Source organism: Pseudomonas sp. 2957, assembly GCF_031456345.1.
GTDB classification, from domain to species: domain Bacteria; phylum Pseudomonadota; class Gammaproteobacteria; order Pseudomonadales; family Pseudomonadaceae; genus Aquipseudomonas; species Aquipseudomonas siliginis.
In genome coordinates, this window is sequence record NZ_JAVDUL010000001.1 from 192,029 (window position 1) to 209,537 (window position 17,509).

The window sequence follows — 17,509 nt, forward strand, 5'->3', positions numbered from 1 at the left end:
TTGGAATAAGAAAGGACTTCATGAAACGTCTGCTGCTAACTGCGGTTCTCACCGTATTGATGATCGCCGAAGTTCACGCCGAGTCCTTCACTATCTCTGATATTCGCGTCAATGGCCTCCAGCGGGTCTCCGCGGGTAGCGTCTTTGGTGCCTTGCCGTTGAACGTCGGCGAGCAGGCGGATGATCGTCGCCTGGTGGAATCCACTCGTGCGTTGTTCAAAACCGGTTTCTTTCAAGATATCCAGCTGGGCCGCGAAGGCAACGTTCTGGTCATCACCGTGGTCGAGCGTCCATCGGTCGCCAGTATCGAAATCGAAGGCAACAAGGCGATTTCCACTGAAGACCTGATGAAAGGCCTCAAGCAATCCGGTCTGGCCGAAGGCGAAATCTTCCAGCGCGCCACCCTCGAGGGTGTGCGTAACGAACTGCAACGTCAGTACGTCGCCCAGGGTCGCTACTCGGCAACCGTTGACACCGAAGTGGTTTCGCAGCCGCGTAACCGCGTGGGTCTGAAGGTGAAGATCAACGAAGGTACCGTTGCCGCCATTCAGCACATCAACGTGGTAGGCAATACGGTTTTCCCTGAGGAAGACCTGACCGACCTGTTCGAACTGAAAACCACCAACTGGCTGTCGTTCTTCAAGAACGATGACAAATATGCCCGCGAAAAACTTTCCGGTGACCTGGAGCGTCTGCGTTCCTACTATCTGGACCGCGGCTATATCAACATGGACATCGCTTCGACCCAGGTATCGATTACCCCGGACAAGAAGCACGTCTACATTACTGTCAACGTCACCGAAGGCGAGAAGTACACCGTTCGTGACGTCAAGCTCAGCGGTGACCTGAAAGTCCCTGAAGACCAGATCAAGTCGCTGTTGCTCGTGCAGAAGGGCCAGGTGTTCTCGCGCAAGCTGATGACCACCACCTCCGAGCTGATCACCCGTCGTCTGGGTAACGAAGGCTACACATTCGCCAACGTCAACGGCGTGCCTCAGCCGCACGATGATGACCACACTGTGGACATCCTCTTCGCTGTCGATCCGGGCAAGCGTGCCTACGTAAACCGCATCAATTTCCGTGGCAACACCAAGTCCGAGGACGAAGTGCTGCGTCGTGAAATGCGTCAAATGGAAGGTGGCTGGGCTTCGACCTACCTGATCGACCAGTCCAAGACCCGTCTGGAGCGCCTGGGCTTCTTCAAGGAAGTCAACGTTGAAACCCCGGCGGTGCCTGGCGTCGACGACCAGGTTGATGTGAACTACGCCGTTGAAGAACAGGCTTCCGGTTCGATCACCGCCAGCGTTGGTTTCGCCCAGAGCGCCGGTCTGATCCTCGGTGGTTCGATCACCCAGAACAACTTCTTGGGTACCGGTAACCGCGTCAGCATCGGCCTGACCCGCAGCGAATACCAGAGCCGCTACAACTTCGGCTACGTTGACCCCTACTGGACCGCCGACGGCGTGAGCCTGGGTTACAACGCGTTCTATCGCACCACCGACTACGATGAACTCGATGCCGATATTTCCAGCTATGCGGTAGACAGCCTCGGTGCGGGCGTGAACGTCGGCTACCCGATCAGCGAAACATCGCGTCTGACCTTCGGTCTGTCTGCCCAGCAGGACAAGATCAACACCGGTCGCTATACCGTTGACGAGATTTTCGACTTCGTCGAGAAGGAAGGCGACAACTACCTGAACTTCAAGGCCTCGGCCGGTTGGTCCGAGTCGACCCTGAACAAAGGCGTGTTGCCGACCCGTGGTCGTTCCCAGAGCCTGACCCTGGAAACCACCATTCCTGGCAGCGACCTGTCGTTCTTCAAACTTGACTACCGTGGTCAGCTGTTCCAGCCGATCACCGAAAACTACACACTGCGCCTGCACTCCGAACTCGGTTATGGCGATGGTTACGGTTCGACCGATGGTCTGCCGTTCTATGAAAACTACTATGCCGGTGGTTTCAACTCGGTTCGTGGCTTCAAGGACAGCACCCTCGGCCCGCGCAGTACGCCGAGCCGTGGTAACAACCCTGGCACTATCGCTGACCCGGACCAGGATCCACTGCCGTTCGGTGGTAACGTCCTGATCCAGGGCGGTGTAGAAGTTCTGTTCCCGCTGCCATTCGTCAAGGATCAGCGTTCCCTGCGTACTTCGGTCTTCTGGGATGTCGGTAACGTGTTTGACTCGCAGTGCAAGGACACTACGAACGCCAATGGTTCCTCGTCCAACACCAAGTGCAACGACATCAGCCTGAGCAACATGGCCAGTTCCGTAGGTGTCGGCGTGACCTGGGTCACCGCACTGGGTCCGTTGAGCTTCGCCCTGGCGATGCCGATCAAGAAACCGGATGACGCTGAAACTCAAGTGTTCCAATTCTCCCTCGGCCAGACGTTCTAAGCGTCTGACCCAAGATAACGACAATGGATTTTGTAGGAGTGCATCGTGCGTAAGTTGACTCAATTGGTTCTCCTGGCCTCCGTACTGGTGGCAGGCCCGGCGTTCGCCGACATGAAAATTGCCGTGCTGAACTATCAGATGGCTCTGCTGGAATCCGACGCGGCGAAGAAGTACGCGGTGGATGCAGAGAAGAAGTTCGGTCCGCAACTGACCAAGCTGAAAACCCTGGAAAGCAGCGCCAAAGGCATTCAGGACCGTCTGATGGCCGGTGGCGACAAAATGCAGCAGGGCGAGCGTGAGCGTCTGGAGCTGGAATTCAAGCAAAAGGCTCGTGACTTCCAGTTCCAGTCCAAGGAACTGAATGAAGCCAAAGCTGTTGCCGACCGTGAAATGCTCAAGCAACTGAAGCCGAAACTGGACAGTGCCGTGGAAGAAGTCATCAAGAAAGGTGGTTTTGACCTGGTGTTCGAGCGTGGCGCAGTCATCGATGTCAAACCTCAGTACGACATCACGCGCCAGGTTATCGAGCGCATGAATCAGCTGAAGTAACCCATGACCGTGACTATCAGGCTCGGCCAGTTGGCCGAGCACCTCGGCGCCACCCTGCGTGGCGACCCCGAGACGCAAATTACTGGGCTAGCCACTTTGCAAGAGGCTGGCCCAGCTCAGTTGAGCTTTCTGGCAAATCCCCAATACCGCAAATACCTGGCCGGTTCTCAGGCAGCTGCACTGCTGCTCAAGGAAGCCGACGCCGAAGGTTTCGCCGGTAATGCCTTGGTGGTGCCGGATCCTTACCTGGCCTACGCACGCATCTCGCATCTGTTCGATCCAAAGCCAAAAGCGGCTGGCGGGATTCATCCGACAGCGGTGATCGCGGCGGACGCAGTGGTTGATCCAAGTGCCAGCATCGGTCCGTTCGTGGTGATCGAAGCCGGTGCACGCATCGCTGCACAGGTCACGCTGGGCGCGCATTGCGTAGTCGGCGCGCGCAGCGAAATCGGTGAAGGCGGCTGGCTGGCTCCGCGCGTCACGCTCTATCACGATGTGCGCATCGGCAAGCGTGTGGTTATTCAGTCCGGCGCAGTGATCGGCGGTGAGGGCTTCGGCTTCGCCAACGAGAAAGGTGTCTGGCAGAAAATCGCCCAGATCGGTGGCGTGACCATCGGCGACGATGTCGAGATCGGCGTGAACACCGCCATCGACCGCGGCGCTCTGGCCGATACTGTGATTGGCAACGGTGTGAAGCTCGACAACCAGATTCAGATCGCGCACAACGTCCAGGTCGGTGATCACACCGCCATGGCTGCGTGCGTCGGCATTTCCGGCAGCACCAAGATCGGCAAGCACTGCATGCTCGCTGGCGGTGTAGGTCTGGTCGGCCACATTGATATTTGCGACAACGTTTTCCTGACCGGGATGACTATGGTGACTCACTCGATTACCGAGCCGGGCGCCTATTCTTCCGGCACAGCCATGCAACCGGCGGCCGAATGGCGCAAAAGCGCGGCCCGCATCCGTCAGCTCGATGACATCGCACGACGGTTGAAACAGCTGGAAAAGCGCGTTGGGGAAGTGACCCCTGACGGTAATGCTTCATCTGATGGCTGATACCATTTCCATATCAAGTGTGCACAGCCTCTGGACTGCCCCCTTGATTTGCTAGAGGAGTGCGCGTCAGTCGCGCTCCCAATCTTTACATAGGCTTTCCCCTGAAATGATGGACATCAACGAGATTCGCGAATACCTGCCTCACCGTTACCCGTTCCTGCTGGTGGACCGGGTGGTGGAACTGGACACTGAAGGCAAGCGAATTCGCGCCTACAAGAATGTCAGCATCAATGAACCGTTCTTCAATGGTCACTTCCCTGCGCATCCAATCATGCCGGGCGTGCTGATCATCGAAGCGATGGCTCAGGCTGCCGGGATCCTCGGTTTCAAGATGCTCGACGTCAAACCGGCCGACGGCACCCTGTATTACTTCGTCGGTTCCGACAAGCTGCGCTTCCGCCAGCCAGTCAAGCCGGGCGATCAGTTGATCCTTGAAGCGACTTTCATCAGCTGCAAGCGCAAGATCTGGAAGTTCGAATGCCAGGCTTCGGTGGACGGCAAGCCGGTTTGCTCGGCAGAAATCATCTGCGCGGAACAGAAAGTATGAGTTTGATTGACCCTCGCGCAATCATCGATCCGTCCGCCGTTCTGGCTGACGGCGTCGAGGTCGGCCCGTGGTCGATCATCGGCGCAGGTGTGGAAGTCGGCGAGGGTACCGTGATCGGGCCGCATGTGATCCTCAAGGGGCCGACCCGCATTGGTAAACACAATCGCATCTACCAGTTTTCTTCGGTAGGCGAAGACACCCCGGATCTGAAGTACAAAGGCGAGGAAACCCGCCTGGTGATCGGCGACCACAACGTTATTCGTGAAGGCGTGACCATTCACCGTGGCACCGTGCAGGACCGTTCGGAAACCACACTGGGTGATCACAACCTGATCATGGCCTATGCCCACATCGGCCATGACAGCGTCATCGGCAATCACTGCATTCTGGTCAACAACACTGCGTTGGCCGGGCATGTACACGTTGACGACTGGGCGATCCTCTCCGGTTTTACCCTGGTGCATCAGTACTGCCACATCGGCGCCCACAGCTTTTCCGGCATGGGCACGGCGATCGGCAAGGACGTTCCGGCGTTCGTCACCGTATTCGGCAACCCGGCCGAAGCGCGCAGCATGAACTTCGAAGGCATGCGCCGTCGCGGTTTCAGCGAAGACGCGATCCACGCCTTGCGTCGTGCTTACAAGACGGTCTATCGGCAGGGCCTGACGGTCGAGCAGGCGTTGGCCGAACTGGCCGAGTCGTCTGCGCAGTTCCCTGAAGTCGCCGTGTTCCGCGATTCGATCCAGGCATCGACTCGCGGCATCACCCGCTGATCATGGCCAATCTGCGTATTGCGCTGGTGGCGGGTGAGGCTTCCGGTGACATTCTCGGCGCCGGCCTCATGCGTGCGCTCAAGGCTCAGCACCCGGCAGTCGAGTTCATCGGCGTCGGCGGTCCGCTGATGCAGGCCGAAGGCCTGACCTCGTACTTTCCCATGGAGCGCTTGTCGGTCATGGGGCTGGTGGAGGTCCTCGGTCGGCTGCGTGAATTGCTCAAGCGCCGCAAAGAGCTGATTGCCACACTGATTGCCGCAAAGCCAGACGTGTTCATCGGCATCGATGCGCCGGATTTCAACCTCAATATTGAACTCAAGCTGCGTCAGGCCGGGATCAAGACCGTGCATTACGTCAGCCCGTCAGTGTGGGCATGGCGGCAGAAACGGGTGCTGAAGATCCGCGAAGGCTGCGATCTGATGCTGACCCTGTTGCCGTTCGAAGCGAAATTCTACGAAGAGAAAGGCGTGCCGGTGCGTTTCGTCGGTCACACCTTGGCCGATACCATTCCGCTGCAAGCTGATCGTGCCGCTGCCCGCGCCGAGCTGGGTTTGCCCGACGGTCCGCTGGTAGCGCTGATGCCGGGCAGCCGTGGCGGTGAAGTCAGTCGCCTCGGCGCGCTGTTCCTCGACACCGCCGAACGTCTGCGCGCCATGCGTCCGGGCGTGCGCTTTGTCATGCCTTGTGCAAACCCGGAACGCCGGGTGCAACTTGAGGCCTTGCTTGCTGGCCGGGATTTGCCGGTGACATTGCTCGACGGTAAATCCCATCTGGCCCTCGCCGCGTGCAACGCCGTGTTGATCGCCTCCGGCACTGCTACCCTTGAAGCGCTGCTGTACAAGCGACCGATGGTGGTGGCATATCGGTTGGCGCCGCTGACGTTCTGGATTCTCAAACGCATGGTCAAGAGCCCGTACGTGTCGCTGCCCAACTTGCTCGCTCAGCGCTTGCTGGTGCCGGAGTTGTTGCAGGATGATGCGACTGTCGAAGCCTTGGCGCAGACGCTGTCGCCATTGATCGATGGCGGTGATGAACAGACCCGCGGCTTCGACGAGATCCACCGCACGCTGCGGCGCGATGCTTCCAATCAGGCGGCGCAAGCCGTCCTTGACCTGATCGGCAAACCACAATGAGCAAGACAAGCATGCAAATGGGCCTGGATTTCACCCTGGTCGCCGAAGTCGAAGAACTGGTCGCCGGTGTTGATGAAGTCGGTCGTGGTCCGTTGTGCGGTGCGGTGGTGACGGCGGCAGTGATTCTCGATCCGAACCGGCCGATCCTCGGCCTCGACGATTCGAAAAAACTCACCGAAGCCAAGCGCGAAAAGCTCTACGACGAGATCTGTGAAAAGGCCCTGAGCTGGTGCATCGCCCGTGCCGAAGTTGAAGAAATCGACGATCTGAATATCCTCCACGCGACCATGCTGGCCATGCAGCGCGCGGTTGCCGGTCTGCACATTCAGCCGAAACTGGCGATGATCGACGGTAACCGCTGCCCGCATCTGCCGATGCGTGCCGAGGCGGTGATTCAGGGCGACGGCAAGGTGCCGGCGATCGCGGCGGCGTCCATTCTGGCCAAGGTCAGTCGTGACCGCGAAATGGCGGCATTCGAATTGATCTACCCGGGCTACGGCATCGGCGGCCATAAAGGCTACCCGACGCCCGTTCATCTGGAAGCACTGGCGCGGCTCGGCCCGACGCCGATTCACCGCCGCTCGTTCGCCCCGGTACGCCTGGCTTACGAGGCGCGGGAAAGCCTGACGCAGGTTTAGGCGCAAGGCTGATGTTTTATTCGAGGCCCGGTACAATCCGGGCCTCGTTGTCTCTATGTAACTGGACAGGATCACTATGCCGGCTTCATTCGTTCATCTACGCCTGCACACTGAATACTCCCTGGTCGACGGGCTGGTGCGGATCAAGCCGCTGGTCAAGGCGCTGACCGCCATGAACATGCCGGCGGTCGCGGTCACCGACCAGAACAACATGTGTTCCCTGGTCAAGTTCTATAAAAACGCCATGGGCGCCGGCATCAAGCCGATCTGCGGCGCCGACCTGTGGCTGGCGAACAAGGACCCGGATGCACCGCTGAGCCGCCTCAGCCTGCTGGTGATGAACGCTCAGGGTTATCGCAATCTCACCGAACTGATCTCGCGTGGCTTCATCGAAGGCCAGCGCAACGGCATGGTCATCGTCGAGCGCGAGTGGGTGGCCGAGGCCAACGAAGGTTTGATCATGCTGTCCGCCGCCAAAGAAGGCGAGATCGGCATGGCCATGATCGGCGGCAATCCGGCGGAAGCCGAAGCGCTGGCGCGCGAGTGGATGGCGGTGTTCCCGGATCGCTTCTATCTGGAAATCCAGCGCACCAACCGCCCCAACGATGAAGAACAGCTGCATGGCGCCGTGGCCCTGGCCGACAAGCTCGGTGCGCCGCTGGTGGCGACCAACGATGTGCGCTTCATCAAGCAGGAAGACTTCGCCGCCCACGAAACCCGCGTGTGCATCGGTGAGGGCCGCGCCCTCGATGACCCGCGTCGTTCGAAGAATTACAGCGATCAGCAATACCTGAAAAGCGCCGAGGAAATGCTCGAGCTGTTCAGCGATATTCCCGACGCCATCGAAAACACCGTCGAGATCGCCAAGCGCTGCAACATCGAAGTGAAGCTGGGCACACACTTCCTGCCCAACTTCCCGATCCCCGATGGCATGACCATCGACGAATATTTCCGCAAGGTCTCCTTCGAAGGTCTCGAAGAACGCTTGGCTGTGCTGCTGCCCAAAGACACTACCGAAGACTACGAAGCCAAGCGTCAGGTCTACGTCGACCGCTTGAATTTCGAGCTGGATATCATCATCCAGATGGGCTTCCCCGGTTACTTCCTGATCGTGATGGACTTTATCCAGTGGGCCAAGAACAACGGCGTTCCGGTAGGTCCTGGCCGTGGGTCGGGTGCCGGATCGCTGGTGGCTTACGTACAGAAGATCACCGACCTCGACCCGCTGGAATATGACCTGCTGTTCGAACGTTTCCTCAACCCGGAACGGGTTTCCATGCCCGACTTCGACGTCGACTTCTGCATGGACGGTCGTGACCGGGTGATCGATTACGTGGCCGAAAAGTACGGCCGCAACGCGGTGAGCCAGATCATCACCTTCGGTTCCATGGCCGCCAAGGCTGTGGTCCGTGACGTGGCGCGGGTGCAGGGCAAGTCCTATGGCCTGGCGGATCGTCTGTCGAAGATGATTCCGTTCGAAGTCGGCATGACCCTGGAAAAAGCCTACGAGCAGGAAGAGATCCTGCGCGACTTCATCAAGGTCGATGAAGAAGCGGCGGAAATCTGGGAGATGGCGCGCAAGCTTGAGGGCGTGGTGCGTAACGTCGGCAAGCACGCCGGTGGTGTGGTGATCGCGCCGACCAAATTGACCGATTTCTCGCCGATCTATTGCGACGAGGCCGGTGACGGTCTGGTGACCCAGTTCGACAAGGACGACGTTGAGGCCGCCGGTCTGGTGAAGTTCGACTTCCTCGGCCTGCGTACCCTGACGATCATCGACTGGGCGCTCAAGACCATCAACCGTGACCGCGCCAAGGTCAACGAGCCGCCGCTGGATATCGCCTTTATCCCGCTCGACGACAAGCCGACCTATCAGTTGCTGCAAAAAGCCGAAACCACGGCGGTGTTCCAGCTTGAATCCCGGGGCATGAAAGAGCTGATCAAAAAGCTCAAGCCCGACTGCCTGGAAGACTTGATCGCACTCGTTGCACTGTTCCGTCCCGGTCCGCTGCAATCGGGCATGGTGGACGACTTCATCAACCGTAAGCACGGTCGCGCCGAACTGGCCTATCCGCACTCGGACTACCAGTACGACGGTCTCAAGCCGGTACTGGCGCCGACTTACGGCATCATCCTGTATCAGGAACAGGTGATGCAGATTGCCCAGGTCATGGCCGGTTACACCCTCGGCGGTGCGGACATGCTGCGTCGGGCGATGGGTAAGAAAAAGCCCGAAGAAATGGCCAAGCAGCGCGGCGGCTTCATCGAGGGCTGCGCGACCAACGGGATCGACGCGGATCTTGCCGGTAACATTTTCGACCTGGTGGAGAAATTCGCCGGTTACGGCTTCAACAAGTCCCACTCCGCCGCTTACGGCCTGGTGTCGTACCAGACCGCTTGGCTGAAAGCTCACTACCCGGCGCCGTTCATGGCCGCGGTACTTTCGGCGGATATGCACAACACCGACAAGGTCGTGACCTTGATCGAGGAAGTGCGGACGATGAAGCTGCGCCTCGACGCGCCGGACGTGAACACTTCGGAGTTCAAGTTCACGGTGAACGACGACGGCCGCATCGTTTACGGCCTCGGCGCGATCAAAGGCGTCGGTGAAGGTCCGGTGGAAGCGATCACCGAAGCGCGTCAGGCCGGTCCGTTCAAGGATCTGTTCGATTTCTGCGCGCGGGTCGACCTCAAGCGCATCAACAAACGAACTCTTGATGGCTTGATTCGCAGCGGCGCGCTGGATCGCCTCGGCCCGTATTTCCACGACGAACAAAAGGCCTATCAAGCCAACATCGACCGTAACCGCGCGGTACTGCTGGCGGCGATGGAAGAGGCGATCAAGGCGGCCGAGCAGACTGCGCGGACCCACGACAGTGGCCACGCCGACCTGTTTGGCGGCTTGTTCGTCGAAGAAGACGCCGACGTTTACGCGTCTCATCGCAAAGCCAAGGAACTGACCCTAAAGGAACGCCTCAAGGGTGAAAAAGACACCCTGGGCCTGTACCTGACCGGTCACCCGATCGACGAATACGAAGGCGAAATCCGCCGCTTCGCCCGTCAGCGCATCATCGACCTGAAACCGGCGCGCGACACGCAGACGGTGGCGGGGATGATCATTGCCCTGCGGGTGATGAAGAACAAGAAGGGCGACAAGATGGGCTTCATCACCCTTGACGACCGCTCCGGACGGATCGAAGCGTCGCTGTTTGCCGATGCGTTCCATTCGGCGCAGTCGCTGCTGCAGACCGACGCGATGGTGGTGGTCGAAGGCGAAGTCAGCAATGACGACTTCTCCGGCGGCCTGCGCCTGCGGGTCAAGCGCGTGATGAGCATGGAAGATGCGCGGACCAATTTGGCCGAGAGCCTGCGCCTGAAGCTGCACACCCAGGATCTCAAAGGCGATCAGCTACGCTGGTTGGGCGAACTGCTCAAGCGTCATCGCGGCGCGTGCCCGGTGACCATGGAGTACGCCAGCCCGGATGCGAAGACCTTGCTGCAGTTCGGCGAGACCTGGCGGATCGACCCGGCGGATGCCTTGATTCAAGCCCTGCGTGACCAGTTCGGGCGAGACAACGTCTTCCTCCAATACCGTTGACCGGCAAGTGCCATCATGGCGCTTGCCCGCAACCTGAATTTTTAATCTCGACCTCAGCGCGCCTCTCCCTTAAGGTAGGGCGCGAATAGACAACCGGCCGGCCCAAGCTCACTTGGGACACGACCCAAGACGGACGCCTATGAACCCGAATTTTCTAGATTTCGAACAGCCGATCGCCGACCTGCAAGCCAAGATCGAAGAGTTGCGCTTGGTCGGTAATGACAATTCGCTGAATATCGGCGATGAGATCTCCCGCCTGCAGGACAAGAGCAAGACGCTGACCGAAGACATCTTCGGCAAGCTGACCAGCTGGCAGATCGCACGCCTGGCGCGTCACCCGAAACGCCCTTACACCCTCGATTACATCGAGCACATCTTCACCGAGTTCGACGAACTGCACGGCGACCGTCACTTCTCCGACGACGCCGCCATCGTTGGCGGTATCGCCCGTCTGGAAGACCAGCCAGTGATGATCATCGGCCACCAGAAGGGCCGTGAAGTGCGTGAGAAAGTTCGCCGCAACTTCGGTATGCCGCGTCCGGAAGGCTATCGCAAGGCCTGCCGTCTGATGGAGATGGCCGAGCGCTTCAAGATGCCTATCCTGACCTTCATCGATACCCCGGGTGCTTATCCTGGCATCGACGCTGAAGAGCGCAACCAGAGCGAAGCGATTGCCTGGAACCTGCGTGTGATGGCGCGTCTGAAGACTCCGATCATCGCCACTGTAATTGGTGAAGGTGGTTCCGGCGGCGCACTGGCCATCGGCGTCTGCGATCAATTGAACATGCTGCAATATTCGACTTACGCGGTGATCTCGCCGGAAGGTTGCGCATCGATCCTGTGGAAGACCGCCGAGAAAGCACCGGATGCCGCTGAGGCAATGGGCATCACCGCTGAGCGTTTGAAAGGCCTGGGTATCGTCGACAAAGTGATCAGCGAGCCACTGGGCGGCGCCCACCGTGACCCGGCTGCTGCCGCCGCTTCGATCCGCGCCGAGCTGAGCTCGCAACTGGCGATGCTCAAGCAGTTCGATAACGAAGCGCTGCTCAAGCGCCGTTACGATCGCCTGATGAGCTACGGTCTCTAATCAGACGCGTACTATCCCTGTGGGAGCGAGCCAGCTCGCGAAACCGGTATGACAGTCGACGAAATTGTTGAATGTCAAATCACTTTCGCGAGCAGGCTCGCTCCCACAGAGGGTTAGGCAAAGGTGCAGATATGGGCCAGTCCCCGATTGATTTGCCATCCCGTCTTCTGCTGAACCTTGAGCCTTGGCGCCACGCCGCTCACTGGCGCATCGCCTTCTCCGGTGGCCTCGATTCCACCGTCCTCCTGCATCTGCTCGCCACTCTGGCGAACACCGAATCCCTCCCTGCGCTAAGCGCCATTCATATCCACCACGGCCTTCAGGCTGCGGCCGATGCGTGGCCGCAACATTGCCAGGCCGTTTGTAATGCGCTGGGCGTGCCGTTGCAAGTGAAGCGGGTGACCGTAAAGGGCGGGGCGAGCCTGGAGCGGGCGGCGCGGGATGCGCGTTATGCCGCGTTCAGTTCGCTGACGCAGACCAATGACGTGTTGCTGACTGGCCAGCACCGCGATGACCAAGCGGAAACGCTGCTTTTTCGGCTGTTGCGCGGTGCCGGTGTACGCGGGCTCGGCGCGATGCCGCAGCAGCGCCCAGTGGGGCAGGGCATGCTGGTTCGACCGTTGCTGGATGTCAGCCGTGCTGAGCTGGAAGGTTATGCACAGGCGCATCAGTTGCGCTGGATCGAAGACCCGTCGAACCAGGACCGGCAGTTTTCGCGCAACTATCTGCGCCATCAAGTCATGCCGGTCCTCACCGAACGCTGGCCGCAAGCGCAGGCCAGCATGGCGCGCACGGCTGCGCATCTGCGTGAGGCGCAGGGCTTGCTCAATGAGCTGGCGCAGATTGATCTCGCACAAGCCGAAACGCCCCATGAATTCGCTTGGCTGGGTGTGCCATCGCTGGAGCTGACACCATTGACGGCGTTGTCTGACGCGCGCCAGCGAAATGCCCTCAGCCACTGGCTCGAACCGTTGACCCGGCTGCCAGACGCTGACCATTGGTCGGGTTGGACAACGCTGTGCAATGCCGGCGCCGACGCTTCTCCGATCTGGCGCTTGGCCGATGGCGAGTTGTACCGTAGCGCCGGTCGCGTCTGGTGGCTGAGCGACAGTTGGTTGGGTACGCCAGTGATCGGCGCCGACTGGCAGACCCCGACTTCAGCGCTACGCTTGCCGGATAACGGACGCGTCATGCTCCACGGGCATGCTCCATCCGGGCCTTTGCGTATTGCCTATCGGCAGGGCGGTGAGGTCATGCAATTGGCTGAGCGCGGCAGCCGTGATCTCAAGCGTCTGCTCAACGAGCGCGCGGTCCCGGCCTTCGTGCGTGGCAGATTGCCGCTGCTGTTTCGTGGCGAAGAATTGCTCGCCGTGGCGAACCTGCCGGGTCTTGCTGGTCAGATGGACGAAGGCTGGACATTGCACTGGCAGCCAACAGACGAAGATCAAGGTTTGAGCTGAAAGGAGCATTCCGGTAGACTACGCTCCCTTCTTGATACAACTTCTGTGGATTCGCCTGAATTGCAGGAGTTGCCGATTACCAAGCAGTCTTTGCTGGGCGATTCCAAAAAATGTGTAGCGAGCAACGTACCGGTGTTTCATCTGCCGGTCTGTCACAACGCGGCGGTTTTTTCGAAAGGTGCACTGTGATTAATGCAGGTGATCGGGGGCTTCGGCCTTCCTTCGCTTTCCCCGGCGGCTCGTTCCGCTTTAACGCAGACTTCTAGGGTTTTTCATGACGCGCTACATATTCGTCACGGGCGGTGTTGTTTCTTCATTGGGGAAAGGCATTGCCTCGGCTTCATTGGCGGCTATCCTGGAGGCGCGGGGGCTTAAGGTCACCATGCTGAAGCTGGATCCGTACATCAACGTCGATCCAGGCACCATGAGTCCGTTCCAGCACGGTGAAGTGTTCGTCACCCACGACGGCGCCGAGACCGATCTGGATCTGGGGCACTACGAGCGGTTCATCCGCACGACCATGACCCAGAACAACAACTTCACCACCGGCCGTGTCTACGAGCACGTGCTGCGCAAAGAGCGCCGTGGTGACTATCTGGGTGCAACCATCCAGGTGATCCCGCACATCACCGACGAAATCAAGCGCCGCATCATCAAAGGTGCCGGTGACGCTGACGTGGCGATGGTCGAGATCGGTGGCACCGTCGGTGACATCGAGTCGCAACCATTCCTCGAAGCCATCCGCCAGTTGCGTTTCGAAGTCGGCGCCAAGCGCGCGATGCTGATGCACCTGACGTTGGTGCCGTACATCGCCACCGCTGGCGAAACCAAGACCAAACCGACCCAGCACTCCGTCAAGGAACTGCGTTCGATCGGTCTGCAGCCAGACGTGCTGGTGTGCCGCTCCGATCACCCGATCGATGTGTCCTCGCGTCGCAAGATCGCGCAGTTCACCAACGTTGAAGAGCGTGCGGTAATCGCGCTGGAAGACGCCGATACCATCTACAAGATCCCGGGCATCCTGCACTCGCAGGGCCTGGACGATTTCGTCGTCGAGCGTTTCGGTCTGCAATGCGGCAGCGCCGATCTGTCCGAGTGGGACGCAGTGGTCGATGCCAAGCTGAACCCGGAACATGAAGTGACCATCGCCATGGTCGGCAAGTACATGGAACTGCTCGACGCCTACAAGTCGCTGATCGAAGCGATGAGCCATGCCGGCATCAGCAACCGCACTAAGGTCAACCTGCGCTACATCGATTCCGAAGACATCGAGAACCAGGGCACTGCGCTGCTCGAAGGTGTTGACGCGATTCTGGTGCCGGGCGGCTTCGGTCTGCGTGGCGTGGAAGGCAAGATCACTGCCGTTCAGTACGCTCGCGAAAACAAGGTTCCGTACCTCGGCATCTGCCTGGGCATGCAAGTGGCGGTCATCGAGTTCGCCCGTAGCGTACTGGGCTGGAAAGACGCCAACTCCACCGAGTTCGATCGTGCCAGCGGCCATCCGGTTGTCGGTCTGATCACCGAGTGGGAAGACGCCACCGGCGCTGTCGAAGTGCGTACCGAAGCGTCCGATCTGGGCGGCACCATGCGCCTCGGCGCGCAGGAATGCCTGCTCGAGCCGGGCTCCAAAGTGCACGATTGCTACGGCAAGGACGTGATTGTCGAGCGTCACCGTCACCGTTACGAAGTGAACAACAACCTGCTGCCGCAGATCATCGAAGCCGGCCTGAAAATCTCCGGTCGTTCCGCCGATGCTGCGCTGGTCGAAGTGGTTGAAGCGCCGGATCATCCATGGTTCGTCGCCTGCCAGTTCCACCCTGAGTTCACCTCGACCCCACGCGACGGCCATCCGCTGTTCAGCGGTTTCGTCAAAGCCGCGTTGGCTCAACACCAGAAGAAGGCGTAACCCGATGGCACAGAAGATCATCCGCGTCGGCGACATCGAGATTGCCAACGACAAACCCATGGTGCTGTTCGGCGGCATGAACGTGCTGGAAAGCCGTGACATGGCCATGCAGGTTTGCGAAGAGTACGTAAAGGTCACCGAAAAACTCGGTATCCCTTACGTGTTCAAGGCCAGCTTCGACAAGGCCAACCGGTCTTCTGTGACCTCGTATCGCGGTCCTGGCCTGGAAGAGGGCATGCGCATCTTCCAGGACATCAAGCAAGCGTTCGGCGTGCCGATCATCACCGACGTCCACGAGCCGGACCAGGCTGCGGTCGTCGCTGAAGTCTGCGACATCATTCAGTTGCCGGCCTTCCTGTCGCGCCAGACCGATCTGGTTGTCGCGATGGCAAAGACCAATGCCGTGATCAATATCAAGAAAGCCCAGTTCCTCGCGCCTCAGGAAATGAAACACATCCTGAACAAGTGCGTGGAAGCCGGTAACGATAAGTTGATCCTCTGCGAGCGTGGTTCGAGCTTCGGCTACAACAACCTCGTGGTCGACATGCTCGGCTTCGGCATCATGAAGCAGTTCGAATACCCGGTGTTCTTCGACGTGACCCACTCGCTGCAAATGCCTGGCGGTCGTTCCGACTCCGCTGGCGGTCGCCGTGCGCAGGTCACCGATCTGGCCAAGGCCGGCATGAGCCAGTCGCTGGCGGGTCTGTTCCTCGAAGCGCATCCGGATCCGGACAACGCCAAATGCGACGGCCCTTGCGCCTTGCGTCTGGACAAACTGGAGCCATTCCTGGCCCAGCTCAAAGCTCTGGACGAACTGGTGAAGAGTTTTCCGACGGTAGAAACCGCGTAACGCTCGATTCTCCGGTAAAGTACCGCACGATTTGTCGCTCATGCCCTCGGACGTGAGCGTTGTCGTCTGCAAGTCTGCCCGCTGTACTTCGCTTGCCGACGATAAAGATTTCCTCTAGCTGCGTCGTTTTCGTCAACTTTGGAGTGTTTACAACAATGGCAAAAATCGTCGACATCAAAGGTCGTGAAGTTCTCGACTCCCGTGGCAATCCCACCGTGGAAGCGGACGTGCTTCTCGACAACGGCATCATCGGTAGCGCCTGCGCGCCGTCCGGTGCATCCACTGGCTCGCGTGAAGCGCTCGAGCTGCGTGATGGCGACAAGAGCCGTTACCTGGGCAAGGGCGTGCTCAAGGCGGTAGCCAACATCAACGGTCCGATCCGCGATCTGCTGCTGGGCACCGACCCGAGCGACCAGAAAGCCCTCGACCAAGCGATGATCAAGCTCGACGGTACCGAAAACAAGGCGACCCTGGGCGCCAACGCCATCCTCGCCGTGTCGCTGGCTGCGGCCAAGGCAGCTGCGCAGGATCAGGATCTGCCGCTGTACGCACACATCGCCAACCTCAACGGCACCCCGGGTGTGTACTCGATGCCGGTCCCGATGATGAACATCATCAACGGTGGCGAGCACGCCGATAACAATGTCGACATCCAGGAATTCATGGTGCAGCCAGTTGGCGCCAAGTCTTTCTCGGAAGGTCTGCGCATGGGCACCGAGATTTTCCATCACTTGAAAGCTGTGCTGAAGGCCCGTGGCCTGAGCACCGCCGTTGGTGACGAAGGCGGTTTCGCGCCGAATCTGGCGTCCAACGAAGACGCGCTGAAAGTAATCTCCGAAGCCGTGGCCAATGCCGGTTACAAGCTGGGCACCGACGTGACCCTGGCGCTGGACTGCGCCGCGAGCGAGTTCTACGAAGACGGCAAGTACAACCTGTCCGGCGAAGGCCAGGTGTTCACTGCTGAAGGTTTCGCCGACTACCTCAAAGGTCTGACCGAGCGTTATCCGATCATCTCCATCGAAGACGGTCTGGACGAGTCCGACTGGGCCGGCTGGAAAATCCTCACCGACAAGATCGGCGAGAAGACCCAGCTGGTGGGCGACGACCTGTTCGTGACCAACACCAAGATCCTCAAAGAAGGCATCGATAAAAAGATCGCCAACTCGATCCTGATCAAGTTCAACCAGATCGGCACCCTGACCGAAACCCTGGAAGCCATCCAGATGGCCAAGGCTGCCGGCTACACCGCAGTGATCTCGCACCGCTCCGGCGAAACCGAAGATTCGACCATTGCCGACCTGGCTGTGGGCACCTCGGCTGGGCAGATCAAGACCGGTTCGCTGTGCCGCTCCGACCGCGTTTCCAAGTACAACCAACTGCTGCGTATCGAAGAGCAGTTGAACGGCAAGGCCCAGTACAACGGCCGTGCCGAGTTCCGCGGTTAAGCGCAACCTGATCAAAGGACACCGGATTGTGTCGGAAAAGTCGTGACAGCGATGGATTTGCCACTAAT

The 17,509-nt window shown here is 59.4% G+C and carries 13 protein-coding genes; all 13 read left to right on the forward strand.

The window, feature by feature from the left end:
* The first annotated feature begins 20 nt into the window (after positions 1 to 20).
* The 13 genes from bamA (at position 21) to eno (ending at position 17,441) form a co-directional block, all read left to right on the forward strand.
* Positions 21 to 2,396 (forward strand): outer membrane protein assembly factor BamA, encoded by a 2,376-nt coding sequence (bamA, locus tag J2Y39_RS00815; RefSeq protein WP_041478127.1) that lies wholly within the window; start codon positions 21 to 23, stop codon positions 2,394 to 2,396.
* Between the two features lie 45 nt (positions 2,397 to 2,441).
* Positions 2,442 to 2,945, forward strand: a complete 504-nt coding sequence (locus tag J2Y39_RS00820; protein ID WP_003222140.1) for an OmpH family outer membrane protein — start codon at positions 2,442 to 2,444, stop codon at positions 2,943 to 2,945.
* A gap of 3 nt (positions 2,946 to 2,948) precedes the next feature.
* Positions 2,949 to 4,004, forward strand: a complete 1,056-nt coding sequence (lpxD, locus tag J2Y39_RS00825; protein WP_056783213.1) for a UDP-3-O-(3-hydroxymyristoyl)glucosamine N-acyltransferase — start codon at positions 2,949 to 2,951, stop codon at positions 4,002 to 4,004.
* A 106-nt stretch (positions 4,005 to 4,110) separates the two neighbouring features.
* Positions 4,111 to 4,551: a 3-hydroxyacyl-ACP dehydratase FabZ gene (gene fabZ / locus J2Y39_RS00830; RefSeq protein ID WP_016771469.1), complete on the forward strand. Its 441-nt coding sequence runs from the start codon at positions 4,111 to 4,113 to the stop codon at positions 4,549 to 4,551.
* Positions 4,548 to 5,324 carry an acyl-ACP--UDP-N-acetylglucosamine O-acyltransferase gene (gene lpxA, locus J2Y39_RS00835; protein ID WP_310214452.1) on the forward strand — a complete coding sequence of 259 codons (777 nt, stop codon included), beginning with the start codon at positions 4,548 to 4,550 and terminating at the stop codon, positions 5,322 to 5,324. The genes fabZ and lpxA overlap by 4 nt, the downstream gene beginning before the upstream one ends.
* A gap of 2 nt (positions 5,325 to 5,326) precedes the next feature.
* Positions 5,327 to 6,457 carry a lipid-A-disaccharide synthase gene (gene lpxB / locus J2Y39_RS00840; RefSeq protein ID WP_056783217.1) on the forward strand — a complete coding sequence of 377 codons (1,131 nt, stop codon included), beginning with the start codon at positions 5,327 to 5,329 and terminating at the stop codon, positions 6,455 to 6,457.
* Between the two features lie 11 nt (positions 6,458 to 6,468).
* Complete coding sequence (gene rnhB / locus J2Y39_RS00845; RefSeq protein ID WP_016771466.1) at positions 6,469 to 7,095, forward strand: ribonuclease HII; 627 nt, start codon at positions 6,469 to 6,471, stop codon at positions 7,093 to 7,095.
* Positions 7,096 to 7,171: 76 nt separating this feature from the next.
* Complete coding sequence (gene dnaE / locus J2Y39_RS00850) at positions 7,172 to 10,693, forward strand: DNA polymerase III subunit alpha (RefSeq protein WP_310214455.1); 3,522 nt, start codon at positions 7,172 to 7,174, stop codon at positions 10,691 to 10,693.
* Between the two features lie 139 nt (positions 10,694 to 10,832).
* Complete coding sequence (locus tag J2Y39_RS00855) at positions 10,833 to 11,780, forward strand: acetyl-CoA carboxylase carboxyltransferase subunit alpha (RefSeq protein ID WP_016771465.1); 948 nt, start codon at positions 10,833 to 10,835, stop codon at positions 11,778 to 11,780.
* A 131-nt stretch (positions 11,781 to 11,911) separates the two neighbouring features.
* On the forward strand, positions 11,912 to 13,240 hold the full coding sequence (gene tilS / locus J2Y39_RS00860) for a tRNA lysidine(34) synthetase TilS (RefSeq protein ID WP_310214457.1): 1,329 nt from the start codon (positions 11,912 to 11,914) through the stop codon (positions 13,238 to 13,240).
* A 274-nt stretch (positions 13,241 to 13,514) separates the two neighbouring features.
* Positions 13,515 to 15,146 carry a CTP synthase gene (locus J2Y39_RS00865; protein ID WP_310214460.1) on the forward strand — a complete coding sequence of 544 codons (1,632 nt, stop codon included), beginning with the start codon at positions 13,515 to 13,517 and terminating at the stop codon, positions 15,144 to 15,146.
* 4 nt (positions 15,147 to 15,150) lie between these two features.
* Entirely contained in the window at positions 15,151 to 15,996 is an 846-nt protein-coding gene (kdsA, locus tag J2Y39_RS00870) for a 3-deoxy-8-phosphooctulonate synthase (RefSeq protein ID WP_310214463.1), read from the forward strand.
* 155 nt (positions 15,997 to 16,151) lie between these two features.
* Entirely contained in the window at positions 16,152 to 17,441 is a 1,290-nt protein-coding gene (gene eno, locus J2Y39_RS00875) for a phosphopyruvate hydratase (protein WP_056783223.1), read from the forward strand.
* The last annotated feature ends 68 nt before the right edge of the window (positions 17,442 to 17,509 follow it).